The sequence below is a fragment of the Prosthecobacter algae genome, from assembly GCF_039542385.1.
Lineage (GTDB): Bacteria > Verrucomicrobiota > Verrucomicrobiia > Verrucomicrobiales > Verrucomicrobiaceae > Prosthecobacter > Prosthecobacter algae.
This window is the reverse complement of sequence record NZ_BAABIA010000018.1, coordinates 1-26,012: the sequence shown is the minus strand read 5'-3', so window position 1 is coordinate 26,012 and position 26,012 is coordinate 1. Positions and strand designations below refer to the sequence as shown.

General features: G+C 61.1%; 18 protein-coding genes. 5 read left to right on the top strand and 13 right to left on the bottom strand.

Going from position 1 to position 26,012, the window contains the following annotated elements; translation table 11 throughout:
- The 9 genes from ABEB25_RS24265 to ABEB25_RS24225 all read right to left on the bottom strand — a co-directional run.
- A partial coding sequence (locus ABEB25_RS24265) for a hypothetical protein (protein ID WP_425572129.1) occupies positions 1 to 2,222 on the bottom strand: 2,222 nt, incomplete at its 3' end.
- A 23-nt stretch (positions 2,223 to 2,245) separates the two neighbouring features.
- The gene (locus ABEB25_RS24260; protein WP_345739053.1) at positions 2,246 to 2,500 is read right to left on the bottom strand and encodes a hypothetical protein; all 255 of its coding nucleotides are present in this window, start codon (positions 2,498 to 2,500) and stop codon (positions 2,246 to 2,248) included.
- 16 nt (positions 2,501 to 2,516) lie between these two features.
- Positions 2,517 to 2,867 carry a hypothetical protein gene (locus ABEB25_RS24255; protein WP_345739052.1) on the bottom strand — a complete coding sequence of 117 codons (351 nt, stop codon included), beginning with the start codon at positions 2,865 to 2,867 and terminating at the stop codon, positions 2,517 to 2,519.
- Positions 2,868 to 2,959: 92 nt separating this feature from the next.
- On the bottom strand, positions 2,960 to 5,146 hold the full coding sequence (locus tag ABEB25_RS24250; protein ID WP_345739051.1) for a portal protein: 2,187 nt from the start codon (positions 5,144 to 5,146) through the stop codon (positions 2,960 to 2,962).
- A gap of 992 nt (positions 5,147 to 6,138) precedes the next feature.
- Entirely contained in the window at positions 6,139 to 6,570 is a 432-nt protein-coding gene (locus ABEB25_RS24245; protein ID WP_345739050.1) for a hypothetical protein, read from the bottom strand.
- 513 nt (positions 6,571 to 7,083) lie between these two features.
- Positions 7,084 to 7,515, bottom strand: a complete 432-nt coding sequence (locus tag ABEB25_RS24240) for a hypothetical protein (protein WP_345739049.1) — start codon at positions 7,513 to 7,515, stop codon at positions 7,084 to 7,086.
- A gap of 106 nt (positions 7,516 to 7,621) precedes the next feature.
- Complete coding sequence (locus tag ABEB25_RS24235; protein ID WP_345739048.1) at positions 7,622 to 8,509, bottom strand: hypothetical protein; 888 nt, start codon at positions 8,507 to 8,509, stop codon at positions 7,622 to 7,624.
- 666 nt (positions 8,510 to 9,175) lie between these two features.
- The gene (locus tag ABEB25_RS24230) at positions 9,176 to 9,754 is read right to left on the bottom strand and encodes an EF-hand domain-containing protein (protein WP_345739047.1); all 579 of its coding nucleotides are present in this window, start codon (positions 9,752 to 9,754) and stop codon (positions 9,176 to 9,178) included.
- Positions 9,755 to 9,888: 134 nt separating this feature from the next.
- Entirely contained in the window at positions 9,889 to 10,314 is a 426-nt protein-coding gene (locus tag ABEB25_RS24225) for a hypothetical protein (protein WP_345739046.1), read from the bottom strand.
- A gap of 611 nt (positions 10,315 to 10,925) precedes the next feature.
- Between ABEB25_RS24225 and ABEB25_RS24220 the strand changes: the two genes are divergently transcribed.
- Together ABEB25_RS24220 and ABEB25_RS24215 are read left to right on the top strand one after the other, a co-directional pair.
- Positions 10,926 to 11,381: a YybH family protein gene (locus ABEB25_RS24220; RefSeq protein WP_345739045.1), complete on the top strand. Its 456-nt coding sequence runs from the start codon at positions 10,926 to 10,928 to the stop codon at positions 11,379 to 11,381.
- A 149-nt stretch (positions 11,382 to 11,530) separates the two neighbouring features.
- On the top strand, positions 11,531 to 12,781 hold the full coding sequence (locus tag ABEB25_RS24215) for an MgtC/SapB family protein (RefSeq protein WP_345739044.1): 1,251 nt from the start codon (positions 11,531 to 11,533) through the stop codon (positions 12,779 to 12,781).
- Between the two features lie 423 nt (positions 12,782 to 13,204).
- Here the strand turns inward: ABEB25_RS24215 and ABEB25_RS24210 are convergent, their stop codons facing one another.
- The 3 genes from ABEB25_RS24210 to ABEB25_RS24200 form a co-directional block, all read right to left on the bottom strand.
- A complete protein-coding gene (locus ABEB25_RS24210; protein WP_345739043.1) occupies positions 13,205 to 14,077 on the bottom strand; it encodes a hypothetical protein in 873 nt (290 codons plus the stop codon).
- Positions 14,078 to 14,169: 92 nt separating this feature from the next.
- Positions 14,170 to 14,766 (bottom strand): hypothetical protein, encoded by a 597-nt coding sequence (locus tag ABEB25_RS24205; RefSeq protein WP_345739042.1) that lies wholly within the window; start codon positions 14,764 to 14,766, stop codon positions 14,170 to 14,172.
- Positions 14,767 to 15,166: 400 nt separating this feature from the next.
- Positions 15,167 to 15,859, bottom strand: coding sequence for a hypothetical protein (locus tag ABEB25_RS24200; RefSeq protein WP_345739041.1), 693 nt, complete (start codon positions 15,857 to 15,859; stop codon positions 15,167 to 15,169).
- 28 nt (positions 15,860 to 15,887) lie between these two features.
- Here ABEB25_RS24200 and ABEB25_RS24195 point away from each other — a divergent pair, with 28 nt between their 5' ends.
- The 3 genes from ABEB25_RS24195 (at position 15,888) to ABEB25_RS24185 (ending at position 23,629) form a co-directional block, all read left to right on the top strand.
- Complete coding sequence (locus tag ABEB25_RS24195; RefSeq protein ID WP_345739040.1) at positions 15,888 to 16,136, top strand: hypothetical protein; 249 nt, start codon at positions 15,888 to 15,890, stop codon at positions 16,134 to 16,136.
- 866 nt (positions 16,137 to 17,002) lie between these two features.
- A complete protein-coding gene (locus tag ABEB25_RS24190; protein ID WP_345739039.1) occupies positions 17,003 to 20,275 on the top strand; it encodes a DUF4394 domain-containing protein in 3,273 nt (1,090 codons plus the stop codon).
- Between the two features lie 612 nt (positions 20,276 to 20,887).
- Entirely contained in the window at positions 20,888 to 23,629 is a 2,742-nt protein-coding gene (locus tag ABEB25_RS24185; protein ID WP_345739038.1) for a KAP family P-loop NTPase fold protein, read from the top strand.
- 27 nt (positions 23,630 to 23,656) lie between these two features.
- On the opposite strand, the gene ABEB25_RS24180 is transcribed toward ABEB25_RS24185, so the two are convergent.
- Positions 23,657 to 25,525 carry a hypothetical protein gene (locus ABEB25_RS24180; protein ID WP_345739037.1) on the bottom strand — a complete coding sequence of 623 codons (1,869 nt, stop codon included), beginning with the start codon at positions 25,523 to 25,525 and terminating at the stop codon, positions 23,657 to 23,659.
- Between the last annotated feature and the right edge of the window lie 487 nt (positions 25,526 to 26,012).

The window sequence follows — 26,012 nt, the reverse complement described above, 5'->3', positions numbered from 1 at the left end:
TCACCACCCGCCCCTTGTGAATTAGCCGAAGTAATTCCGCCTCCCCCACCTCCACCAGTTGGCAGCAATCCAGAACCTCCGCTGCCTCCGGTTGCTCCTGTAGTTCCTCCGTTGCCCCCAGCAAGATTTGGACAAGCCACAATGCCGGATGAACACGAATCAGAATTTGCCAATCCACCTTGGCCGGAAGACACCACGGTCCCCCCACCGTTCCCCAAATCTCCCCCAATGGCTTTCCACTCTCCAAACACGGAAGCTACACCAGAATTCCCATTATTGCCGTTAGTGCCCGGTGACAATATTGAAGCACCTCCCAACTTTCTTCCACCATAGCTAATCGAAACTGAGCTGCCGACAGTGCTGGCTTTAAAGCACAATCTAACGATGGCACCGCCCGCACCACCTCCACCACCAATTCGCACAGAACTCCCCCCGCCCTGCCTTCCACTCCCTCCGCTCCCCCCGCCGCCGATCAGCATCACCTCGATCACCTTCGCTCCCGCAGGTTTCGTCCAGGTCGTTGTCATTGATGCATCATCGGCTAGCAGCGCCCCATCGTACACATCCACCTGCACCGCACTGCCACTGCCTGCCAGCGTGATCCGTCCCTTCGTATCCACCGTCAGATTCGTCCGTTCATACACCCCAGCCTCCACGCCAGTCGCCGCCAGGGTCGTCGTTGCCGTTCCCGCCCCGCTTGTCACATCCCCCGTCAGTGCTGGCAGCCTCGCCGCAGGCAAAGTCCCCGTCGTCACATTCGCCGCATTCACCCCCGCCCCCACCTTGCCACCGCTCAGCGTACCATCCGCCAGATCCGTCAGATCCGCATCATAGGCCTGCACATCCGTGCCTATCCCCAGGCCCAGTGCCGCCCTCGCCCCCGCCGCCGTCGTATTCCCCGTGCCACCGTGCGCCACCGCCAGCGTCCCACCCAGCGTCATCGTCCCCGCCGTCGTCACCGGTGTACCACTGATAGTTAGGCCCGTGCTGCCCCCTCCCAGCCCCACGCTCGTCACCGTCCCGCTGCCCACCCAGGTCCAGTCCGTCACCCCGCTGCCATTCGTCGTCAGTACCTGCCCATTCGCTCCCGGCCCCGTCGGTAAACGCAGCGTCCAATCCGCCGTCGCCGCCCCCAGCAGCGTCGTCCGCGTCCCCTCATAGCCCAGCCCCAGCACACCCGCCCCACGCGTGCTCAGGCTCCCCGCAGACCGCCCATCCGTCACCGCATCCGGCGCATCCTCACCCCGCATGTCGATCATCCCCGCATGTCCGCCGCGCGCCCCCGTCGCCTCATCCAGGTTCAGCGGCGCTCCCCCCTTCATCAGCACACTGCCGCCCGCACCCGCCGTCAGCGAGTTGCTACCCTCCCCCGCATCCAGATCCAGCACCCCGCCGGGCGAAACCAACCCACGTCCCGATATCCTCCCCAGCCCCTGCGCATCGTAAACCGCACGCTCCAGAAAGCCCGATACCGCCCCCCACTTCACCCCCGTCAGCTCCGTCTCATCCACCATCAGCACCTGCCCCGCAGTCCCCGCATCCAGACCCGTCCACCCCAGCCCATCCCCCACAATCACCCGCCCCTTCATTGGCGCGATCACCCCCAGATCACTCAGCCCCGGGCTAAACCCCTGCACATCCTCCCCCACCACCAGGCCCAGATGCACACGCCAGTTCAGCACATGCGGCGCCCCATTCTCAAACAGCATCCGCCCCGCCTGCCCATTCACCTCATCCAGCACCTCCCCCGCCAGCACCCCACGTCCGCTCATTTCCAGCAGCCCCCGGCCATACGCCGCCGTCCCCAGACCCGCCACCGCCGTCAGATCCCCATCCAGCGGCTGGAACATCCCCTCCGCAGCACTGTTAGTTAGGTAGCCCACAATCTCCGCCCCCGCCGGGATCCGCACCACCCCCCTAAACACCGGCCCCTCCAGGCCCGCCTTCCCATCCAGCACCCCCTGCAAATCCGCCTGCTCCGCCAGCGTCCCCGTGATCTCCCCCCACGCCCCGCCGCCACTACCCGTCGCCCCGACCACCACCCGCAGCCGCCCCTCCTCATCAAAGCCCAGCACCCGCCCCGGCACTGGTGCCAGCCACTCCAGCCGACTCCCCGCCCCCACATTCTTCACCGTCACCCCCACACTCCCCGCCACCGGCACCTGCCCCCAGGCACCCACCGCCACCAGCCACATCATCACACTCAAAAAAAACGCACGCATAAGAAAAGAAAAATAGAAAAAACTCAGGTCAAAAAAGGCACCCGCGAAATCAGCCGCCCCTCCAAATCATGAAACTCAATGCACACCCCGTCCGCCGACAGCGACGCCGTGCACAGGTTCGGCGGCACACCCGATATCGCCCCCCACGGCACCGCCCCCGCATGGCTCCCCGCCACCACCGTGTGCAGGCCGCCGCCCCCCTCGGTCATCACCACCTCCACCCGCCGCACCACCTGCGTCAGCACCACCTCGATCCTTGGATTGTGTTCAGACATCATAAAAAAATGTTCCCCATCACAGCACCACCTCCGGCATGATCTCCCACGTCCCCCCCGCATACGTCACCCTCTCCACCCCCGTCCTCACCTGCAGCTCCCAGAAATACCGCCCCGGTCGCAGCCCCACCACCCGCGCCGGCACACTGAACGTCCCCGCCGTCGCATCCTCCCTCACCACGATCCCTTCCCCCTCACTGCCCAGCGCCAGCGCCGGCAGCGCATCCCCCACATACCGCTTAAAGTGCATCTCCACCACCGTACCCGTCAGGTCCAGCGGCACCCCATCCACCTTGATCACCACCGAGGACAGCCCCGGCCACACATCCCCCGCCTTATGCGGGTGCAAACGAACAGCAGCAGACATCATAAAACAATAGAAAAAGTTGAACCCATCCACCCATCACCAAAAATCACCATCAAAAAGCCCCCATCATCGTCGATAGCGGCCCATCCACTCCCTCACATCACCGCGCCCGCAGGCGGCATCACCATCCCCCCGCCCGCCACACCCCGCATCTCAGCCAGGCCCTCCACACCCGCAGGCACAGCCCCCTCACCCGGCATCCCAGGTTTCGCCGCCTCAGTCATCCCCGCCTCCCTCTTCTCCACCTCCTCAGGCAGCCCCTCCGCCTCCAGGCCCAGCAGCCGCTTCAGCCTCTCCTGCTCCGCCTCCGGCAGCAGCCCCGCCGCATCCTCCAGCTTCGGCATCCCCTTACGGATGATCTCCTCCGCCTGGTCGAACTCCAGCGCCTTCATCGCCTGTAGGAAAAGCGGCCTCGCATTCACCTTCTCCACCTCCGGCATCCCCACCCATCGGCCAAACAGCTCCACCGCCACCCTCGCCCCCTCCAGCTTCGTCTGGTTCTGCTCCTGCGTCAGCAGCATCCGCACATCAATGTCCAGCGCCTCCACCTTCGCCGCCGTCAGCCTCATCAGCTCCGCCGTCTCACCCTCCCCCCACACAAAGGCCTCATCCCGGTCAAAATTCGCATAAAACAGCTTCACCGCATAGCCAAAGTCACGGCCAAAGCTCCGCCTCAGCCCCCGCACCGGCCGCTTCAGCAGCACCGCCGCCCGGCTCATGATCTGGCGTATCCCCGTCGCCGTCTGGTTCTCCGGCACCGCCGCCAGATCCCCCTGACTTGCCGAATTGATCCCGCACCGCAGTTGCGCCATCTGCATCCCCGTCTGCATCAGCTCCATGCTCCGGTTGTCCAGGTCCGGCATCCGCATGAATTCCAGCACATCCCCCAGCTTCCACTCCCCCTTCAGCCTCAGCATCTCCCCCGGCTGCAGCGTCAGGTCCGCCTCATCATCATCCCGCTCCAGCCGCTCCGGGTGGAATCCACCCACCGGATTCGCATGCATTCGGTTCCGGTAGCTCACCTGATTCCACAGATCATCCACCCGGTTCTGCACCGCCGCATACTTCGCGAAAAAACCGCGACCATACAGCTTGTTAGGCACCGGCTCCCACACATGGCACTTCACCGGCAGCTCACCGCCCGGACTGATGTTCCCCAGATAGTCCGCATACACCAGCCAGTCCTCTCCATGCGGAGGAAACACCAGATACAGCCGCCGCGCCTCCCCATCGCCGAAGGGATCCACCCTCACAAACCCTTCCACCAGCCGCACCCGCGCATTCATCAGCCGCTCCTCCTCCGCCTCCCCATACTCAGCCTCACGGCCCGCCGCCCCGCCCCCACCCGCATCCACCGTCATCGGCCGCATCCCCCCACACGCACCCGTCACCCGCGTCCCCGCCGCACCCGCCAGCCTCAGCGCATCCTCACGGCTCAGGTGGAACTTCACCATCGCCTCCGTCACCGAAAGCTCGATCAGATGATAAAAATTCGTGTACCGCAGATCCAGCTCCGGCGCATCCTCACGGAAGGCCACATCCCCCGCGTGCAGCACCGTCGTCTCCACCCCGTGCCGCATCACCACCTCCCGGTCCAGATACAGCGGCTCCCACGTCCGCCGCCCGCGCACCCGCACCTTCGCCGCCTGCGCCTCCGTCGTCACATGCTCCCCGCCCACCATCATCGGCACCCCATCCACATGCAGCACCGTCAGCTCCTGCTCATACCGGTCCGTCTCCACCTCATACCACGTCTTCGTAAACGCCTCCCCCAGACACGCCGCCTGCGTGATCGCCTCACTGTACCGCTCCAGCAGCCGCCCATCGCGGAACGTCCACTGCAAATGCTTCTGGATCACATCCGCCAGCCCCGGATCCTCCCTCCCCACCGGCACCGCCGCAAACCAGGGGCTCCCACCAAACAGATCCTGCTCCGCCTGCGCCGCCGCAAACTCCGTCAGCCCCGCCACAAAGTTCAGACTGTCATTCTGCAGTTGGAAGACCAGCCTCGGCTCCCCCGTCCCATCCACCGCCCCCGCACCCGCCCGGTGCGCGAACACATCCTGCGCCTCCTGCGCATACCGCCGCCGGTTCTCCCGCCACGTCGTCAGGTCCCAATGGTACGTCTCATACTGCTGCCGCGCCCACTGCACCAGCTTCACCATCCTCCCCCCATCATCGCTCCCCAGAGCATCCTCCAGGGGCGACTTCCTCCGTTTACGATTCATCGCCGCCCGCGCACGGGCAGCCACCTCAGACACATCGACAGGATTCAGTTTCATGCGTGACACATCACCAATCACCACCCTCAAAACCCATCGCGCAAGTCACTAACACCCCCAGTTAGGCCAAGTGCCAAAAAAAGTTTCCCCTCACCCCCCAAAAACAGAAACACACACGTATCATCCTGAAACATCCAAAACCACCATCCTAAAAAACCAATAACTCCACCACCCCAGCCCCCCATCCCCGCCCAGCATCCTGTCCCCCCTCCCACACGCCTTCGCTCACCCGCCCCACCTCTGCAAAGCGTCCTGGACTGCGCCAGTCCCCTGGCGCTTTCGAAAGCTCACCCATTTCCGAGCTTTCCCACTATAGGCCCCATACCACCTCTAGGTCCTATCGCTCGCTGCTCGACCCGAGAGCAGCGCGGACATTCGCTTCGCAGCTTTGCACCTGTCCGCAGCCGGATGCGCAGCATCCCCTGACTCCCATCGTCCGCCCCCCACCATCCCCGATCTTCCAAAAGCCCCCCAAGGAGCGGGACTTGCCAAGTCCCGGCCCCTGAATCTGCCCCCACCCTCCCACTCCTGCCTCCCAGACAATGGAAAAAAGATGTCTGGTAAAAGATGGATGAATCATTCCACCTAACCAAAGACACACCAACTGGCAAAAGATGAATCATCCCGCCAGGGCACTCACCCGCAGGACTCACGCAAAGCCGCAAAAATTCAAATCCTTGGCGTCTTTGCGCCTTTGCGTGCCCATCCCTCCGGGCCGCATCCGTGCCTGCCAGCCCTGCGGGTGTTTAGCCTTGAGGCCATCTGGCAAAGGTCCAGCAGGTCATGGACTCGCCTAAAGGCTAAACACCAACAGACCCAACAACCCCGGCCCCATCCCCCAATTTGATACACATCTTGTTAATCCTGTAAAAACAGCCCCCATTCCACCCCCGACCCCCGTCCTCCCCAAACTCCCAAACCACCGAACTTAGCTCCTCCCCGTCCTCCCCACCTTCCGTGTTTTCCGCCCCTTCCGTGGTTGAAAATCTCCCTCACCGATATGTCTTCTCCGGCGGACGCTCCGCATCAAAGATGTCGAACAAACTGCTCCAAGCAGACGGCCCCAAATGCGCATACGTCCTGTATCGGATCCAGTATTCCCTGCTTTTGTAGTTCATTTGGCCCTCCAACACTTCGGTCACCGTCGTCCAGCTTCGATGACGACTCGCCTTGTTAAACCGAACGGATTGTCCTACCGACACCAACCCCACTTTTCGGTGATTTCCAGAGTCCTTCTCAATCAGCTCACTGGCATCCAAAGGCGCCGGGGGTTCATTGAAGTCATACAGCCACATTGGCACCTTCGTCCTCACCTCCCGCCCCACCAGCGTCGCATAGCGCGGATCCCGTGAAATATCCCTCACAGAGTCACAACCCGTCAGGCCCACCATCACCAGCACCGCAGAGAAAAGAGCACGCATCATAAGCATTCAAAAACAGTTCTCGTCACTTTCTCAGACCTCACCGATAAGTCTTCTCTGGAGGCCGTTTTACATCGAATCGAACAAACAGCTTCAACCACGCTTTTTCACCCAAATGAGCATAAGTCTCATGTTCGACATTGTAAGTTTTTCCTTGGAAAACTGTTGCTCCCACCAACAGCTCGTTCACTGACGTTCCGTTCCTGATTCGCTTTACTCGATCAAATCTTATCGTGTGCCCCAACGGCAATCGCCCAGCTCGGTCATAAGGACCGTAATCTTTCTCCACTAACTCACATGGAAACCGCTGAGGAGCCGAAGGCAGATTGCGATCATACAACCACATCGGCACCTTCGTCTTCACCTACCGCCCCACCAGCGTCGAATAACGTGGCTTAGCCGAAACATCACGGGTCGTATCACACCCCGTCAGGCCCACCATCACCAGCATCGCTAAGAAAAAAGCACGCATCATAGGCATTCAAAAACAGTTCCCGTCACTTCATCTCCTCAGCCTCACCGATACGTCTTTTCCGGCGGACGCTCCGCATCAAATCGAACAAACAACTTCAGCCACGCTTTCTCCCCCAGATTGGCATAAGTATCATACTCAATATTGTAAGTTTGCCCTTTGAAAACGGTCACCCCAATCAGGTCTTCGTTGACCGAAGTTCCATTGCGAATGCGCCTGGCCTGATTAAATCTCACCTGATGCCCAACTGGCAGTTGCCCCACCTTTCGATGATCGCCCGAGTCCTTTTCCGTTAACAGACTCGGATGCTGCGGGGCCGTAGGAGTGTTGAAGTCATATAGCCACATCGGCACCTTCGTTCTCACCTCCCTCCCCACAAGCGTCGCATAACGTGGCTTAGCCGAAACATCACGGGTCGTATCACACCCCGTCAGTCCCACCATCACCAGCATCGCAGAGAAAAGAGCACGCATCATAGGCATTCAAATTTGAAGGTCCCCTTACATCATAAAAGCAGGGTGGCTGCCAGAAAAAACAACCACCCTGCACTCTTTTCACCTATGACAATCCCAGCAGTGCAGCCTACTTCGTCGGCACCAGCGGGTGAAAGACCGGGCGGTTAAACACCGGACTCAGCTTCTTCGCATCCCCTGGCTTCAGCGTATGCGGGCTCTTTTCCCGGTCACTGTTAAAAAGCAGCGGTGCCGCCACCAGCGATCCCGCAATGCGCAGCGGGTTCACCGTATTCATCCCCACGATGTTGTGCACCGGGTCCAGCGCATGCCCTCTGAACTCTTCCATCTCCGCGCCGATGCTGTCCGCCAGCATCTTCGACTTCAGCACGTTTGCCGCCGCCCCATGATACTTCACCTTCATGCCCCGCATGTTCTTGCCCTCCTTCCTCAGATCCTCCAGCGCATCATTCGCGATCAGGCTCCCCTGGCTGTGGGCTACCACATTCGCCGTCGGGAGATCAAAATGCCGCAGCAGATCCCGTGTGGACTTCGCCACCTTCGTCGGAATGCCCAGCTTCTGCACCGCACTCTCTCCAAAGTCAGAAAGCCCCCCGTTTGAGGGATTGTGGATCATGTAAAAGCTCCCCTTGCCCGTATGGTTCAGCCCCAGTTGAGCCGCATTCTTCACATTGTTGGCCATCCCGTTCACCCAGATCGTCGCATTTTTCGGGTCAATGTCCTGCACCCGCACCGGTGTGAATTTCGCACTCTCCAGGTCATTGGGGTCTCCCGTCACCTGCCACACCGTCGCATTGGGATCCCACTGCCCCGCTTTTGTGCGATCTTTTTCGTCCACAATATTGCGGTCAAAACCCGTCCCCGCCTGTGGATTCGGCACCGCCTGCGGCCTGCTTGCCGGAGCCACCGCAGGCCCACGGCCCAGCACCCGGTGGGCCCGGGATTCAAACAGCAGCCGCTTCTCCCCGGGCGCAGCGGCCCGCGGCTTGAACGACAAACGAGAAGGAGCAGACGTACCCAGCACCTGAGGCATAACAATGAATAGAACAACGAATTCCGAAAACACGCGCCCCCCTCCCGCCCCCACCCGGAAACCCGGAGCAAGACCCGCATCCTCCCCCTAAAATCCACCCACCCACCACCCCTGTCCAGCCACTCACACCCCCACTTAGCCCAAGTGCCAAAAAAACTTCCCCCACATCCCCGCCCAAATCATAAAAACATACCATCATCCAAAAACATCCCAAATCATCCACCCAAGCATCACCAAGCCTCGTCCGCCCCCAACACCCCCAAGGAGCGGGACTTGCCAAGTCCCGGCCTCTGAACCTACACCCATCTCACGCCCCCATTCGCCCCAGCCACACCTCTGCGAAGCGTCCTGTACTGCGCCAGTCCCCTGGCGCTTACCGAAAGCTCACCTGCTCCCGTCCGCCCCCTTACCACACTTCCTGTTAACCCTTCCCGCGACTGCGGGACTATCAATCCTGTCTAAAAATCCCCGCTCCCCGTCAGTCATCCCCACCTTCCGTGCCTTCCGCACCTTCCGTGGTTGAAAAATCAACGCCCAACGACCGCCACCCCGCATCGCAGGCACAAAAAACCCCGCCCGGTCAGCGACACAGGCAGGGTGATAAAAATCAGGCCTTGCAGCCCGAGTGACTTACGGCTTCGGCGCCGTCGTTCCTGTGGCCGCGCTGCCATCGGCCTGGCTGCCGCTGGCACTGCTGCCCGTGCCGCCGGTGCTGCCCGTCGTGCGCGTCTTCTCAGGCGTCTTCGCCTCAGCCTCCTGGGCAGCCTTTTCAGTCGACTCCTTCTTCTCATCGGCTGCCTTCTTCATCGCCTTCTCCTCGGCCTCCTTCTTCTCCTCAGCCGCCTTCTTCATCGCCTTTTCCTCCTCGGCCTGCTTCGCGGCAGGACCACCTTCCTTGCCCTTGCGATCCCCCTTCTTGCGTGGCTGGCGCGCCCCCATCTTCGCAAATTCCTCACGGCTCAGATTGCCATTCGCATCCGCATCCAGGCGGTCAAACATCGTTGCCAGTTGCTTTGCGCGTTCCTCCGGGCTCAGGCGTGCAGGCCGGTCACCCGGCTTGCGGTCACCGTCCTTGCCTTCACCATCGTTTTTTAGCAACGGTGCATTCGGGCTTTCCGGCACCGCACCGCCCTTAGACTGCGCCATGCCCGCCACAGGGGCCAGTGCAATTCCAGCCACCAGCATCGACTTAAACAATGGATATTTCATGATATTTAGAATTTGTTTCGATTTTAGATATGCAGACTGCATCACCCTCAAGGTCATCACCGCTGCACCAAACAAAATCGTCGCTCGCCGCCCATTCGGCCGCATCCGCCCCTAACCAAAAGCACCTTCCCCGCTCACTGGCCCGTCCGCGCGGGTGTGGCCGGGCTCATCGGCGCAGTCGCCGCCCCGCCCTGGCTCCCTGGCGAAACCCACGGCGGCGGTGTGAACGGCCCCTTCGCCCCATCCGTCGGCTTCACCCCCGTAGGCGGATTAAAGCTGTTCGTCGCAGGCGCCCCATTCACCGCCGCCCCCGGTACCACCACCTGCGTGCTCAGCAGGCCCACCCGGGAAAACTCCGCCGCATTCAGCAGCCCGTCCTTATCCACATCCAACTGCAGGAAAAGCGCCTGCGGATTCGCCAGCCACCACGCCGCCTCCTGGCTGATCAGCGCCGTCTGTGGCGGCAGCACCGGCTGCGCTTGCGCATCCTGCGGCACCTGCCCCCACACCCCGCCAGAAAAGCCCAGCAGCCCCAGTCCAAAAAAGATCACACGTTTCATAAAAAACCTCCGTTAAAAAAACAGCGCCGCCGCCCCGCCCACCACGCAGGCACATCGGGCCACAGCCACACTCATGATTCGGCCCCGCTCTCGACTCCGGATGTTTAAATCGGGTCGGTGTTCAGGGCTAGGTCAAGGGGTCAAGGAGATCAAAGGTCAAGAAGCCGCGAAGCGTCCTGGACTGCGCCAGTCCTCTGGCGCTTTCGAGAGTTCTCAAGCCCCCGTCCGCCACTAGACGTGAGAGGAGCGCGGACACTTTGTCCGCATCCGAAACCCACTGGACGCGCAGCGGCCCTAACCAACTCTTCTCACGTCGAGTTGCGAGGTTCGAGGGGGAAGATAAGACCTGGAGGTCGTCTAGGTCCTATCTTTGGGACAGATCGGAGACGGATGAGCTTTTCGAAAGCGCCAGAGGACTGGCCCAGTACAGGACACTCCGCGCCATTTCCCCCCCCTCGCCCCCCTCGCCCCCCTTGCCCCCCTTGACCCCCTTTGACCCCCCTTGACCCCCCTTGACCCCCCTTGACCACCCTTGACCACCCTTGACCACCCTTGACCACCCTTGACCACCTTGACCCACCCACCCGCCGCCTCCCCTGCGATTCAGAAGCATGAACACCCCCACCTCCCCCCATGAGGCCGAATCCCAGGTCCGCGCCACCATCCAGACCTGGACCGATGCAATCCACCGCAAAGACGTCCCCGCCGTCCTCAGCCTCTTCGCCACCCAGACCGTCCGCTTCTTCCTCTCGCCCCCGCTCGAGACCGAAGCCCCGCCCCTGGAAAACGTCGAAGCCTGGTTCCGCACCTTCGAAGGCGACATCGGCTACGAAGTCCGCCAGCTCACCCTCACCACCAGTGGCCAGCTCGCCTTCACCAACAGCCTCAACCGCATCACCGGTGCCCGCAGCGACGGCCAGCAGACCAACTTCTGGTTCCGCCAGACCCTCTGCCTCCGCCTCATCGACCACCACTGGCGCATCATCCACATCCATGAATCCGTGCCCACCTACCTCGATGGTACCCACCGCGCCGCCATGGACCTCCAGCCCACCTCCCTCGGCTAAAGAGCCAGTCCACACCTAACCAAAAGCACCGCAAACCCATAGCAGCCCGTTTTCGCCCAGCCACCGCCCCATCAAAAAACTTCCCAAACCCACCCCACCCCCCAGCCTCATCTCCTCACACCGAGCCCCCAGCCCCCAGCCCCCGGCCCATGACCCCACCCGAACTCCTCACCCTCCAGCAGCTCCTCATCTCCCTCGGCCTCGGCCTCCTCCTCGGGCTGGAGCGCGAACGGTCCGAAAGCACCATCGCCGGCATCCGCACCTTCCCCTTCATCGCGCTCCTCGGCACCATCTGCGCCCAGATCTCCACCGTCACCACCCCCTGGATCCTCGCCGCAGGCCTCCTCGCCGTCACCGCCATCGTCATCTTTGCCAACTACGCCAAGCTCCGCAACGGCGAAAACGACGCCGGCACCACCACCGAATTCGCCGCCCTCCTCCTCTATGCCGTCGGGGCCTACATCGTCCTCGGCAGCATCGGCCCCGCCCTCGTCCTCGGCGGCATCATGGTCATCCTCCTGCATCTCAAAGGCCCCATGCACCGCATGGTCACCGCCATCGGCCCGCATGACATGCGCGCCATCATGCAGCTCGTCCTCATCAGCATCATCATCCTGCCCGTGCTGCCCAATCAAGCCTACGGCCCTTATGGCGTATGGAATCCCTTCAAAATCTGGCTCATGGTCGTCTTCATCGTCGGCATCAGCCTCAGCGGTTACGTCATTTATAAATGCTTCGGCGCCCGCATCGGCCTCCTCCTCGGCGGCATCATCGGCGGCCTCGTCTCCAGCACCGCCACCACCGTCAGCTTCGCCCGCCGCTGCGCCACCGATGCCGCCCTCGCCCCCATCGGTGCCTTCATCATCATGCTCGCCTCCTGCATCGCCCTCGTGCGCGTGCTCATCGAGATCGCCGTCGTCGCCCCCGGCACCCTCCGCGCCCTCGCCCCGCCCCTCAGCATCATGCTCGGCGCCTGTCTCCTCATCGCCGCCGCCCTGCACCTCATCAGCCGCCGCCACACCAGCGAAATGGAGGAGCCCAAAAACCCCGCCGAATTCAAATCCGCCCTCTTCTTCGGCCTCCTCTACGCCCTCGTCCTCTACGGCGTCGCCGAGGCCAAAGCCCGCTTTGGCGAGACCGGCCTCTACGCCATCAGCGCCATCTCCGGCCTCACCGATATGGATGCCATCACCCTCTCCACCGCCCAGATGGCCGCCACCGGCAGCATCAGCACCCGCCTCGCCTGGCACGCCATCCTCATCGCCGCCATGGCCAATTTCATCTTCAAGCTCGGCACCGTCGCCCTCCTCGGCTCGCGCGCCCTCCTCCTCCGCACCGCCGCCGCCTTCGCCCTCGCCCTCCTCACCGGCACCGCCCTCCTCATCCTCTGGCCCTGGTAAAAAAGGCCGCACAGGCCCATGCCACACCTCCCGTTAGGCCACCTTCATCGGCCCCAATACCCGCGCACGCACGCCCTCCCCACGCCCTGGCGGGCGCCGCTACATCCCGTAGCTGCCCGCGCCAGCGGGTGGCCTGCATGAAAGCTCTTACGTCCCTCGAGCTTCCTCCCCCCCCAAGGAGCGGGACTTGCCAAGTCCCGGCCCCTGAACCTCCATCCGCCGCGAAGCGTCCTGGACTGCGCCAGTCCTCTGGCGCTTTCGAAAGCTCACACACCCCCTTCGCCCCCTTGCCACACTTCCTGTTAATCTTGTCCATCTTGTCAATCCTGTAAAAAAGCCCCCAAACTACCTCCGATCCTCGTCCGCCCCCAACACCCCCAAACCACGGGACTTGGCAAGTCCCGCTCCTTGGCCCCTCTCCCATCACTGCCTCTTCTTCAGCAATAACCACAGCAGACCGCTAGCGGCCAGGGCCGTCGGAATCATCACCCAGGTGGAGACTTTGTCTGATGTCACACCTTGCTCTTGGAGCCATGTTTTTTCCTTGCTTGTCTTCGTCGAAGGGCCTGGCTTCACGGCGGGAAGTTTGGGGGTCTGGCTGGTATTAGACGGCTCGATCACCTGTCCGGGACGCAACGGGTTGCGAAGCGCTGGAGGCGTTTCGGCAATGACCTTCAGCGCCCGTACCAGCGCCGCATCCACCTCCGTTCCAAACTTTCCACGCGTAGCTTCCAAATGCTCCCGAAGCCAGTCGTTAGGCTGTGAATTAACACGGCTGAAAGCTGGATCAGCGGCCGCCCCTTTTCCTGTGAGCAGACCAAGAACTTTTCCGCCCAAGTCAGACCTGAAAGTATCTGAAGTGACATGTCCTCTTGGGAAATCATACCATCCGTCGTACGGCCAGGCCAGGGATGCCATGAACAGCGTGGCCAGGTCGTCGATTCTCTCTGGGGAATATCTCACCGATACAGCCAGACCTTCTGCAATAACCTGCCCCGCCTGCTCCATAGGTGGATGAGCACGCATCACGGAGGACAGACCGGCGATGTCCCCATTTTCATAAGCATGGACTACTCGTTCCCGCAGGGCAGCCGCCTCAGGCGTGTCTCTGAGCAACATCGGATTTGCCAGGGAGATGGCATTCGCGGCTTGGATCAGCGGTGCCCAATCTTGGCTCTTGGCTGCGTCCTGGGAAGAAGCCTGAAAAGCAATGGCGGACATCAGCACAGCCAATCGCAGCCCCCGCCCGTTAAAAGCAGAGGCCTGACGAAACCTCACAACATTTGAAATACTCATGATTTACCATTCTGGGTTCTTTTGATCCACAGGATATAGAGCAGGCAAAGCCGCGTGTTTGGCGAAGGGCTTGAGGCCAAAGCTGCGATGGATCATGGAGTGGGCAGGATTTCGGGTTGCGCTCGGTTTTCTGAGGCCAAAGCAGCGCCTATCTGTTTCCGCTGTTCTCCGCTCAGCGTTTCGTTCATCAAATCTTGCAGGTCTGCCACATCGGCGAAGATGGTTTTCGCTCTTTCACACAAGGCCCTGACTTGGGGGTGCTGATCATTGAAGGCCAAAAATCCGTATTTCCTCGCTGCTGGTGACAGAGCTGCAATGGCCACCGCCTTCTTCACCTTGTTTTCCTGATGCTTATCCAGCAGCAATGCCAAGAAATCCATGTAGTCGCTTGGCGACAACGACTCTGCTGCACAGATGAGGAGTCGTTGCCTCCTCTCATCAGGTGCCACAGTGTCGAGGTCATTGAGGATCGCATTCCAGTTACCTTTAACGAAATCGGTAAATCCAGTCACCTGAGCCGAAGTTCCAGTGAGTGTCCCGAATTCTGTAACAGAACCACTGCTCAAGTAAGCCGTAATTTCTGGAGCCATGGTCATGGCATGAATGACGCCGCATGGGATCAACAGGCCGCAAACAATCAGAATCCGAGTCTTCACCATGACAAATTTTAAAAGGTGCAGTGCTTTCATTTTAGAGGGGAGTGACCTCCCGTAGCCCTTGGGAGAAAAGAAAGATTTTCCGCAGGCCCACCTCATCTAGTCACCCCGCCTCCGCCTGACCAATTTCTAATCGTGAAATTTCCGCCACCCGCACCTAACAACAAATGCAGCATCATAAGGCAGCTTTCTCAATCCTGCCGCACTGCTCAGCCATCGCCTCCCCCCAACCGCGGGACTTGGCAAGTCCCGCTCCTTGGGCTTCTCCCCGGCATCCTCCCTTCCGTGTCTTCCGAATCTTCCGTGGTTGAAAATCCCACCCCGTTTTCGACACTTCCTGTTAATCCTGCCCATTCTGTAATCCTGTCTAAAAAAATCTCAGGAATCCCCGCTCCCCCCCCCGCCCTCGTCCGCCCAGCCCACACCGCCCCCGTCAAAAAACCACCGCCTTTCGCGCCGCCTCAATCTCCGCCGCACGGCCAAAAAGGTCATTCACCCGCGCCTCCACCGCCGCGCTCATCTCCTCCGGCAGCGCATACCGCTGCACCGGCTCCTCCCCGCCGCTGCGGCGCTGCATCTTCAGCCCGTACAGCTCCGCCAACTGATCGCACACCCGCTGCCGCACCGCCAGCAGGCGCGGATCCTCCGGCGCACGGCAGGCATCCTCCAGGATGGCCACCAGGCGCTCCCGCAGCTCCTCCCGCACCGCCTGAAAGTCCCCTTCCGATCTCGGCGCCCGCTCCGCCGCCCGCGCCCGCATCTCCCCGCGCAGCGCCGCCACCTCCCCCGCCGCCAGGCCCAGCAGCCGCGCCGTCTCCCGCACACTGCGGCCCTGCACCACGTGCAGCTCCCACACCATCTCCCCCGGCCCCAGGCCCAGCGCCTGCGCCCCCGCCAGCCAGCCCTCAAAGCCCGCTGGCAGCGCCGCCGCCTCAAAGGGCCGCCCCGCCCCCGCAGGCACCACCGCCCCCTTGCGCCCCCGCCCCGGGGCAGCCGCCCCCCGCGCCTCATCATCCCCCCCCGCCACTGCCCCAGGTTCGTCCTCCGGCAGCCTTTTTACCACCCGTCGTGCCCGCTTCACCGCCACCTTTGCGCCCGCCGTACCCGTTGACTTTTTTTCCATCATGGTCTATGATAAAACATCATTCACCACCATGCCAGTAATCCTTGACCCCCAGACCGAAAAACGCAACAAAATCCGCCAGTGGGAAACCACCGCCATCGGCCTCCAGGAGGCCGAAGCCCGCCATCTCGTCCGCTACAGCAGCATCACCCACTGGCGCAACTGGACCTGCCGCGAAGCCCTCTACGACTTCGCCCAGCAGTCCGCCCAGGCCAGCCCCACCCTCGTCCGCATCGACGAAAAACGCCTCGCCCTCTTCACCCCCCGCCGCACGCGCTAGCCCCACGCTACACCCGTAGCCTCACCTTGTAGCTGCCCGCGCCAGCGGGTGGCCCGCCTCGAAAGCTCTCCACTCCCCTCGAGCTTTCCCATCCCCACGCCCCAGCAGGCGCAGCTACACCCGAAGCCACCCCTTGTAGCTGCCCGCGCCAGCGGGTGGCCCGCCTCGAAAGCTCTCTCTCACCTCGAGCTTCCCCAATCCCCACGCCCTGGCGGGCACGGCTACACGCCCGCGAAGCGTCCTGGACTGCGCCAGTCCTCTGGCGCTTTCGAAAAGGTCTCACGCCCCCGTCCGCCATGGAGCGCGGGCGTCTCGCCTGCCGTTTCACGCGTCTCGCGGGAAACCGTTCTCCCACCCCGCAGCCCATGCCTGGCACCCCACAGCAGCCACCTCGGTTCACGGTCTTCGGCGGGACGCCGAACACAGCACGCGAGACGCGTGCGCTCCATCCCAAACCCCACGCCCACCTTTGCCACACTTCCTGTTAATCCTACCATCTTGTCAATCCTGTAAAAACGGCCCCCACTCCCCCCGATCCCCGTCCGCCCCAAACACCCCAAACCACGGGACTTGGCAAGTCCCGCTCCTTGGGGTCTTCCCCATCAACCTCACCTTCCGTGTCTTCCGAATCTTCCGTGGTTCGAAACCCATTCGCCCCCTTACCACACTTCCCGTTAATCCTGTCAAAAACGCCCCCCCCCGATCCCCGTCCGCCCCAAACACCCCAAAACCACGGCCATGGGCAAGACCGCTGCTTAGTCGCAACTCACCCCCTGTGCCCACCCCCTACCCTATCGTAAATCCTTAATCCATTGACTTCATACCCCTCTGGGGCGATGCATAGGGCTGCCCCCGCAACCCTTTTTATGCCGCTTTCCCCCTGCACCTTCGTGGCCGTTTCCCGTTTATTCCAGAGGGGGCTGCGGCCCCTTCTCGCGGCCAGCCTCCTGGCCTGCACCCTGGCACCCGCCGCCGCGCAGGTGGCCAGCACGGAGGTCGTTTTCCTCCGGCACACCAATGCCCTGGTCACCACCACCGTGGGCCAGCTCGGCACCGAACCGGAAACCCGCACCTTCATCACCGGTCTAGCGACGGGTCAAATGATGGTGGCGCTGGATACCCGCCCACAGACGCAGGGGCTGTTTGGTCTGGCCGTGGATGTGGTGGCGAACAGCCTCCAGCTTTACCACCTCCACCCGGGCACCGGTGCAGCCACCGCAGTGGCTCCGGCCTTCCAGATTCATGGCTCCTCGGGCCAGCCCTTCTTCTTTCATCTCCATCCCTGGGACATGGACTATGACCCGAAGACCGACACCCTGCGCGTCATCCAGGGCACGTTGAATTTTCGCATCCACGCCACCACCGGCCTGCCGGTGGATACCCATGCCGTCAATGCAGGCAACCAGCCCGATCCCGATCTGACAGGCAACATCGAGGGCTGCGCCTATGCCAACAGCCAGCCCGATGCCACACACACCACCCTCTGCACCCTCAATCCCACCACCGGCCAGTTGCAAATCCGCTCGCCAGAGAATGCCACCGTGCTGACGGTGACCAAGCCCCTCACCGTGGCCGGCGTACCGCTGCAGTTTGACGGCGTCAGCGGCTTTGACATCGCCCCCGGAGTCAATGTCACGCAGGACGGTGCCGCCCCCTATGGCTTCGGTTATGCCATCCTCCACGCAGACGACAAGTTCACTCTCTACCGCATCCATCTGGCCACGGGCGAGGCCACCGCAGTCACTCCCGTGGCCTCCCGGCCCATCAGCTTCACCTTCCGCCCGCGCCTCAGCGTGGCCGTGGCCCTGGAAGGCAACGATACCAATACCCTCGTCACCTTCTCCCCCACCGCAGCCGTGCCCACCTTCACCCCACGCCCGGTCAGCGGCCTCACGGCGGGTGAAACCCTCGCGGCCCTGGATGTGCGCGCCAGCACGGGTCAACTCTACGGCCTGGGCGTGAATGCCGCCACGGACTCGGCCACCCTCTACCTCATCCAGCCACGGCTGGGCACCCTGACCCCCGTGGGCACGCGCAGCAGCATCCGCTTTGTGCGGTTTGTAGGCATCATCATGAACGGGCAGCCTTGGGACGAATCGCCCTGGGAGATGCTGCCGATCAACCTGCCCCCACCCGGCAACCTCATCGGCTATGACATGGACTTCCAGCCCGGCACCTCCCACCTCCACGTCGTCGTGTCTTTTGAAGTGGGGAGTGCGTTGGGCTTCCGCGTGGATGCCGATACCGGTGCTCCCGTGGATGGCGACAATAGCACCCCCACCCCCGTGCCCGGGATCAATCTAGATGCGCAAATCAGTGGGGACCTTCAAAGCATCGGCTTCATCCCCGCGGGCCACACAAACACCAAGAAATACGGAGTGGGAAGCCGACTGGAATTTCACACCCTTCATCCTACCCGAGGCAGCACCAACGTATGGCCAAGCCACCTGCTCGATGGCCCAGGTTCACCGTTCTACCATCTGTATGGCCTGCAGAGCCAGAGTTCCCTGGACTTTTACAGTGAAACTCGTCTGGAGGCTCCCGATGCCACCGGCACCCCCGTCGGCCTTTTGCACATGAGCAATGCTCAAGGCAACAACCTCTATCGGCTGGACCCTGAAACCCTCAGGACCACCTTCCTCATGCCCCTGCCTGCCACCCTGCAGGACGTCACCGTCTTTGCCATGCCACCCCGTGGGCTCCTCATCCCCACCCTGCTGCCTGCCGCAGCGGCAGGGCAAAATTACCGGTACTACTTTGACCTCGAGTCCGTCGGCCAATACAGTTATAGGGAGGGAGACTTGCCCGGCACCCAGCTTACCGCCACGGGGCTGCCCCCCGGCCTGAAGATCAGCCGGGTGCGTGTGCTAGGCCATGGTTCTAACCCACAGGTTTACTACGCCCTCAGTGGTCGCGCCACCGCCGCAGGCACCTACGTCATCACCTTCACCGCACGCACGCTCAGCGGCCAGGTACAGACGTACCAGACCACCCTCGTCGTCCGGCCCCTTTCAGCGGAGCATGTCGGCAGCTTCATCGCCTACATCCCGCCCAACGCCAGCTTCAACGACGGCATCGGCAGCCGCCTGGACCTCACCACCACCACCCAGGGCACCTACACCCTGAAGGTCGCCGAAAGCAACCGCACCCACCTCCACAAAGGCAGCCTGGAAGTCAGCAGCGACGGCCTCACCGCCACCCTGAACGTCACGCTGAAAACGGGCCGCATCCTTCGCCTGGACTTCGCCGATACCGGCACCCCCAACAGCCCCATCACCGGCCTCGCCACTGACCCCAGCAGCGTGCCCAACCCCACCGCCCCCATCCGTGGCTGGCGCAAAATTTACGACAAAATCAACGCCCCGGCCACCCAGCTCGCTGGCTACTACACCGCCGCCTTCACCCCCCAGACAGACAGCCGCTACGTCCCCCAGGGAGACGGCTTTGCCACCCTCACCATCGGGCAGGACGGCAGCAGCCGCGTCATCGGCAAAATGCCGGATGGCACCGCCATCACCTGCGCTGCCTTTATCGGTGGTCCAGCCGAGGTGTTCGTGTATGCGCCCCTGTTTCAAAAGCGCGGCAGCCTCTTTGGCAGCCTCCCCCTCTCCCTGCCCAGTGGCACCCCGTCCCTCTCCGGCAGCCTCACCTACAGCAAGCCCGTGACCCGGGGCCGGCTGTATCCGGAATTCATCTCCTACGAGCCCTTCACCGTCACCGGTGGCTACCTCGCCCCCACCGCCAGCAGCAGCCAGGTCCTGGGCCTGCCCCAGGCCAGCACCCCCGCCAGCCTGCTCTTCACCCGTGCCGGTATCGAGGACTCCGCCACCGTGCCGGACCTCCTTTCCAGCATCACCTACACCGCGCCCAAGGCCACCCTGCCCCTCCCCGGCAGCCTGGACAATCCCGGCCGCGTGACCCTGCGCATCCACCCCGGCAATGGCCAGATCACCGGCACCTTCACCCTCCAGGACGGCCAGGTGAAACGCACCGTCAAATACCAGGGCCTCATCATCCGCCGCGCAGGCCAGCCCCAGATCCTCGGCAGCGGCTACTTCCACCTCCCGCAACTCCCCGAGACCGGCCAGACCCCCACCACCTCCCCCATCCTCTCCGGCCTCATCCAGCTCACCCAGTGAGGATAGACCCCGCGCCTCAAGACACACACATGGTTAGGCCAGATGATCTTTCGATGGCCTGAATGAATGAACGCGCCGTGGCGCAAAAACCAGTGCGCGCCTAGCAATCGCAGAGCGTCCCGGAGTGCGGTGGCAGAGAGGCCAGGGCCCAGCCCTGGACCTCGGCGACACCACTTTCGCCGGAGCAAACCGAGGCCCTCATCCACCCTCCCCTTTGGTTAGGCCACCGTGCCACACGGCTCACTCTCCGCCTCAAGTGATGCGGGCTGCAGCCTACGCTCATTGAAAGTCGCTGCAGATCCATGGCAATCTGCCACACCCCGTGCCGTTCGCATGCGCCTGGGCCGATTCATGTTCACTCACAATGACCGCCTAGGTGGGTCATGCAGAAGAAGGGACGTCAGGCTTGGCTAACTTGCGGGTGTATCGCAGTGTCCTTCCACATTCACAGACGGAACTCCGGCAGGTTGCGAACAAAATCACTCTGTGGGACTGCGTAATTTCCTACGCCTTCTGTTGCACCCAGCTTGGACTCGACTAACAGACTTCATCCACATGCATTTTGCACGTGAGTGATGGATCGTTACGCTGAGCTTACCTTGCCAATTCCCTATGTCTCAAGGATCCACCCCAGCGCCCACAGCTACTGACAGCCTGCCTATGAGCAATGAGCACCAGGATACGCCCAGAGACGTGGAACCGCTGAATGTATACCTAGGAGCCTACCTTCGAAAGTGGATGGGAAAGCCACCGTCGTGGGAGGCGGAAAAGATCATCGGACAAATTCTAAAACACCAGCTTATGGGCCTTTTCCGTGCTGCATTTATCACAGGGGCCTTGGCCCTGCTGGCTTTCGCAGGTCAGGAGCAACTGAAACCGTTCTATCATTGGTTAGGCGATAAATGGGCTGTTGGAAAAAGTTATTGGGCTCTGGCGACCTGTGTAGGACTGTTGGTGGCCAGCATGCTCCTGCCTCGTATTGCCGCCGCTTGTCAGCGGCTGCGGCGATGGGCGGAAAATAGACGCTACCTGCCATTTTGGACCCTGATACCCGTCGTAGGTCTTTTGGTTTCAGGCTTCTATCAATCCCCATTCTGGGGCACGGTCTACGGGCTGGCTCTCCTTAGCCTGCTGTTTGTTCAGCTCAAAGCGCCCATCGTCTCTCGCCATGACCCGAAAGATAGTTTTCAGCGCTCCTACTTTGTGGAGCGGCTGATGGAGCATTTTTTAAGGCCTGAAACTCGGCTGCGGCGCATCGGCGTGTTTGGCACATGGGGATCTGGCAAGACTACCGTACTGAAACTGCTGCGGGAAGCTTTGGCGGCCTCGCCTTCCAAAAAGTTTCGAGTCGCCTGGGTAAACCCATGGACAGCCAAAACTCCTGAGGAGGCCCTGGCCCTGATTGCTCAAGGTTTCGATGAAGCCCTGGGGAGTTCACCGTTGAGTTTCCTTTCTTGGTCCTGGCTGGGTGCCATCAAAGCCAGTTTTGACGGTGGGCTCAGCCTAGATCTCCATCGTCTGATCAACGGCGGGGCCACCGATACCGAGGCTAAATTGATTGATCGTATCAATGGAAGGATGAAGGCCATGAAAATCAACGTGGTGCTGCTGGTGGATGACATGGAGCGCGCTGAATGCGAAGTGATCCGCCGCATCTTTCCCCTCATTGATCGGTTGGGCGCCATTAAACAGGGCTTCTTTGTCTTTGCCGTGGATCCCGATCGGGTCGCCAAAGCCTTCAAAGAAAACTCTTCCGGCGAGGAGGAAACCAAAGGGTACCTAGATAAGGTGTTTGATCTCCAAATCACCCTTCCAGATCTACGCCCTAAAGACATCGAAGCCTGGGGAAAGGAGCGCATCAGTCCTCAAGAAACGCCAAAATTGTATGCGGCATGGGATGAGTTAAAAGACGTTCTTCCCACCAATCCACGTGAAGCGCTGCATTTCATCAATGATGCTGTAATGAAGGAGGTGCTGTTTCTGAGCCGTCTTGCCAACGATGAGCCCAAACATGACTTTGCTGGATTCTTCTTATTTCAAATGTTGAAACTGGAGTTGCCTGAATTTCTTTATTCCATTGGTTCAGATATAGTTGATGAATACAGAATATCTAAAACCGCTTCAGACATGAACCTAGATAGCAGAGGTTTTGAAGATCCAAAACAAATTCTTGATAGACTCTGGAACGATATACAAAAAGTCGGCGATGTTAGCAATCCTAAATATTTCCGCCTAAAGAAGATATTTGAAAAAATATTCAATAGCTCAGTTGATTTCAAATGGGCAACGCACCACTACATGCGTTTGATTGCACTAACAGATTCTCAGAAAGAGGCATTGCTGGAACGTTGGAAGCAAAATTGTGGACAGGAATCTCTAGAAACTTCGATTCAAATAGTCATGCCAAAAATCTCTTCTTTAGATCGGGACGTGACATGCATAGAATTAATTCAAGACACTGTTGCAAAGTATGAAAGGTCCAGAAGGGGTATCCACTTTAAAAGTTCGCCACAGGAACTGGAAAAAATCAATAATCTAACAGCCTCATTGCGATGTCTATATAATCAGTTAATATATGGATATGAGAGACCCAGCCCGTTTGACGTAGAATGCTTTTCTCCAGACTTATTTCATCGCTGGCTTGAAGTATTAAATAACAATGACATAGATGGCTTTCACGATTGGCAGGACTCTTCCTTTGTCGAAGCAAAAAACAAATGGCTAAGCTTAGAGTACAGTTTCCTTACATTATTGTCAGATCGTCTATCGCTTAAAACGCGGTTTGAGTTTTCGAGGCGATCAGCCGAAGAAATCAACAATGACATAAGCTTTCATCGAAGCTCAAACCTGCACTTAAGGCATCTGAAGTCGCTCAAGTTTTTTATGCAGTCCAAGGTCCGAGATGAGCTTTTGGACCATCTCCAAAAAGGAGGAAACTGGAAAGAGGAGTTATGCCTACAGCTTTCTGTTTTTGATTTGGCGGTAATCTTTGGCGATCCAACCCACTGGCTCCCAGATGATAGCTCGGACATTCTCGCCTCTTTTTCAAGCAGAGCGATTAAATCATGTAACTTCGCTGAGTCCATGGCTGAGATTGTAAATAGTTTTCTCTATTGGCTCATGAAAGAATTAAGAACGGAGACGGTTCACATTAAATTGATCTCTACAGTCAAATCTCGACCCGCCTACTATTTGGCTTTTTGGAAGGCCGCACATGCTTCGCAGTATGGAATTGATAAGATTAAACCATGGACTGGCGCTGTAAAAAAACTCATTGATGACACACCATCACCTGCGCTGACTCTCGTGGAATTTGAGGCGGCTTTTCCATTTATGGCCCCTGTTTCATACTGAAGTAAAAAAGAAGACATTGCCCCCCCCTCACCACCGCTTCCACTCCCCCCAATCCGCAGGTTTGCGGCGGCGGCGGGTGGGGCCGCGGTAGAGGGTGGCGGAGCCGAGGCAGTAGAGGCCCATGGCTAGGCCGGTGATGTCGTCGTCATGGCAGCCGCTGCGGGCTTCTTCGCGGCCGTTGCGGTTGACGATGAAGTTGCGCGCTTCCTTTAAGATGTGCGGGCAGGGTATCTCCACGGCCTCGTCCCGGATGGCCAGGGCCAGGCCGTCGATCAGCGTGCGGCGCTGCTCGCGGTCCTTCAGCTTCCACCCGTGCATGTAGCGGCGGGTTTTGCGGTCGTAGGGGTCCACCACTTCACGGCGGTAGATGGGCAGGCCGGCATGGCGGATCTTTTCCAGAATGTGCAGGCCCATGTTCACCTCCAGCACGATCATGCAGTCCCCATACAGGCGGGACAGGCCCACCAGGTAGGCGGCGATGTGGTCGCTCTCCTCCAGGCAGGGCGGGCGCACGCGGGCCACCACCTTCGGCCGCCGCACGATGCCCTCCGGCGTGGTGTAGCCATCCCGCAGCACGCCGATGGAGTAGGCATCGGGATCTCGCCCCTCCGCCTGCTCTGCGCCGGTGGCCGGGTCGCACCACACCAGGTAGCGGCAGCCCGCCAGGGGCCGTTCCCACATCTGGATGGGCGCATGGCCGCCGCCATCGGGGGTGAAGACGGCGCCCGTCTCCTGCACGTCCACGTGGCCCTCCTCCGCTGTCACACTGTACGTTAGGCGCTCCATGGCCAGCACCGCACCCATGTCAAACCGGGGCCGCCCGCTGGCCAGAAAGCAGCCCGCCTCATCCTCCGGGTAATACTCGTCGAAGAGGTCCTCGCTGCCGCCGCACTCCCGCGCCAGTGTCTCCCGCCGCCAGGCCACCTGCTCCGGCGTCCAGCCATAGGTGCCCATGCCCCGACGCTCCCGCAGCGTCAGCGTGCGCAGCAGCCGCTCCCGCTCCGCCGGGACCACGGGCCGCGCGTTTTCCTCGAACTCCCACCACCCGGCAAACACCTTCACCCAGCCGTTTCCGGGCGATCTCTCCCCCCGCCGCAGGGCTGCCAAAAAATCGTCCAGCGACAGCGCGCCCGGCATCTCCCGCGTGCCGTGCCACTGCTCATAAAACCAGCCCGAAGCCCCCTCCGGCGTGGATTCGGCGATGCCCAGGCGGTTCACCGAGGGCAGCACGCTGGCCATGATGCCCTTGTCATCCTTCTCCCCGCCGCGCGGGTACTTGCAGGCCTCTGAAAACAGCACTGCCGAGCGCGTGCGGCTGATGCCCGGGTGGCTGGCCTCCGCCGAGGCGATCTCCACCGCCGATCCATTGGCCCACTCCATGCGCTCCTTCGTGGGCCGCAGCCCATTGCCCCAGGGGAACCCGTCGTGGGCGGAAAAGGTGCGCATCTTCCGCAGCATGGCCGCCGCATTGGCCCGCACATCCGCCAGCACCAGCATGTCGCTCTCAAAGCGCATCGCATGATGATATAAAACATGGCACGCCGCCGTGGTGCCGCCGCACTGACGGATCTTCAGCCCCAGCAGGCGGATCTCCGGCACACCCACGGCCAGCAGCGTCTCATACGCCTCGAACAGCCGCCGCTGGAAAACATTCGCCCTCGGCACCACCAGCCGCCGCCCCTTCGGCGACTCCACCTCGATCTTCGCGCACGTTTCGAAGTGCACCAGGGCCGAGGCCCCCGGCAGATGCCCCGGCACCGGCACCCCTGCCGCCATCGCAGCAGCCACCTCCCCTGCCCCATCTCCTGACGGCACGCCCGGACAGTCCACGCCCAGCTTCCCCCCACCCGCCGCATCTCCGACTGCCCCCTGAGACATCGCATCCGTAAACATCATTTGCCATCATTCCACAAAAACAGCTCCCGTGCAACGCCTCAGTTCCCCCCAAGGAGCGGGACTTGCCAAGTCCCGGCCCCTGACCCACCGCCTGCCCCCAATCCGTCTCCTTCCGGAGGATGGCAAAAAGATGTTTGGTCAAAGATGAAGGCCTTCCTCCAGGGCACTCAGCAACAGGTCTCACGCAAAGGCACCAAGGAACTGAATTTTGCGCCTTTTGGTCTTTGAGTCTTTGCGTGCCATACATGCAGGCCACCTCCTCTCGCGATCGGCACTTCCCAAACCACGGGACTTGGCAAGTCCCGCTCCTTGGGTTGGCCAGCGTAGGCCGCAGAGCTTTTCAAAGCCCTTCGATCCCCAAAACCCCACGCCCTGGCGGGCGCAGCTACACCCCGTAGCTGCCTGCGCCAGCAGGTGGCTGCCCCCCCGAAAGGCATCGCCCTTCGATCCCCCAAACCCCACGCCCTGGCGGGCGCAGCTACACCCC

Bases quoted from the DNA above. Each gene is read 5' to 3' on its own strand.
- ABEB25_RS24240 (WP_345739049.1), bottom strand. From the start codon at position 7,515: ATGATGCGTGCTCTTTTCTCTGCGATGCTGGTGATGGTGGGACTGACG.
- ABEB25_RS24195 (WP_345739040.1), top strand. From the start codon at position 15,888: ATGCCAGTAATCCTTGACCCCCAGACCGAAAAACGCAACAAAATCCGC.
- ABEB25_RS24190 (WP_345739039.1), top strand. From the start codon at position 17,003: ATGCCGCTTTCCCCCTGCACCTTCGTGGCCGTTTCCCGTTTATTCCAG.
- ABEB25_RS24180 (WP_345739037.1), bottom strand. From the start codon at position 25,525: ATGATGTTTACGGATGCGATGTCTCAGGGGGCAGTCGGAGATGCGGCG.
- ABEB25_RS24230 (WP_345739047.1), bottom strand. From the start codon at position 9,754: ATGAAATATCCATTGTTTAAGTCGATGCTGGTGGCTGGAATTGCACTG.
- ABEB25_RS24210 (WP_345739043.1), bottom strand. From the start codon at position 14,077: ATGAGTATTTCAAATGTTGTGAGGTTTCGTCAGGCCTCTGCTTTTAAC.
- ABEB25_RS24220 (WP_345739045.1), top strand. From the start codon at position 10,926: ATGAACACCCCCACCTCCCCCCATGAGGCCGAATCCCAGGTCCGCGCC.
- ABEB25_RS24185 (WP_345739038.1), top strand. From the start codon at position 20,888: ATGTCTCAAGGATCCACCCCAGCGCCCACAGCTACTGACAGCCTGCCT.
- ABEB25_RS24215 (WP_345739044.1), top strand. From the start codon at position 11,531: ATGACCCCACCCGAACTCCTCACCCTCCAGCAGCTCCTCATCTCCCTC.
- ABEB25_RS24225 (WP_345739046.1), bottom strand. From the start codon at position 10,314: ATGAAACGTGTGATCTTTTTTGGACTGGGGCTGCTGGGCTTTTCTGGC.
- ABEB25_RS24205 (WP_345739042.1), bottom strand. From the start codon at position 14,766: ATGAAAGCACTGCACCTTTTAAAATTTGTCATGGTGAAGACTCGGATT.
- ABEB25_RS24200 (WP_345739041.1), bottom strand. From the start codon at position 15,859: ATGATGGAAAAAAAGTCAACGGGTACGGCGGGCGCAAAGGTGGCGGTG.
- ABEB25_RS24260 (WP_345739053.1), bottom strand. From the start codon at position 2,500: ATGATGTCTGAACACAATCCAAGGATCGAGGTGGTGCTGACGCAGGTG.
- ABEB25_RS24250 (WP_345739051.1), bottom strand. From the start codon at position 5,146: ATGAAACTGAATCCTGTCGATGTGTCTGAGGTGGCTGCCCGTGCGCGG.
- ABEB25_RS24245 (WP_345739050.1), bottom strand. From the start codon at position 6,570: ATGATGCGTGCTCTTTTCTCTGCGGTGCTGGTGATGGTGGGCCTGACG.
- ABEB25_RS24255 (WP_345739052.1), bottom strand. From the start codon at position 2,867: ATGATGTCTGCTGCTGTTCGTTTGCACCCGCATAAGGCGGGGGATGTG.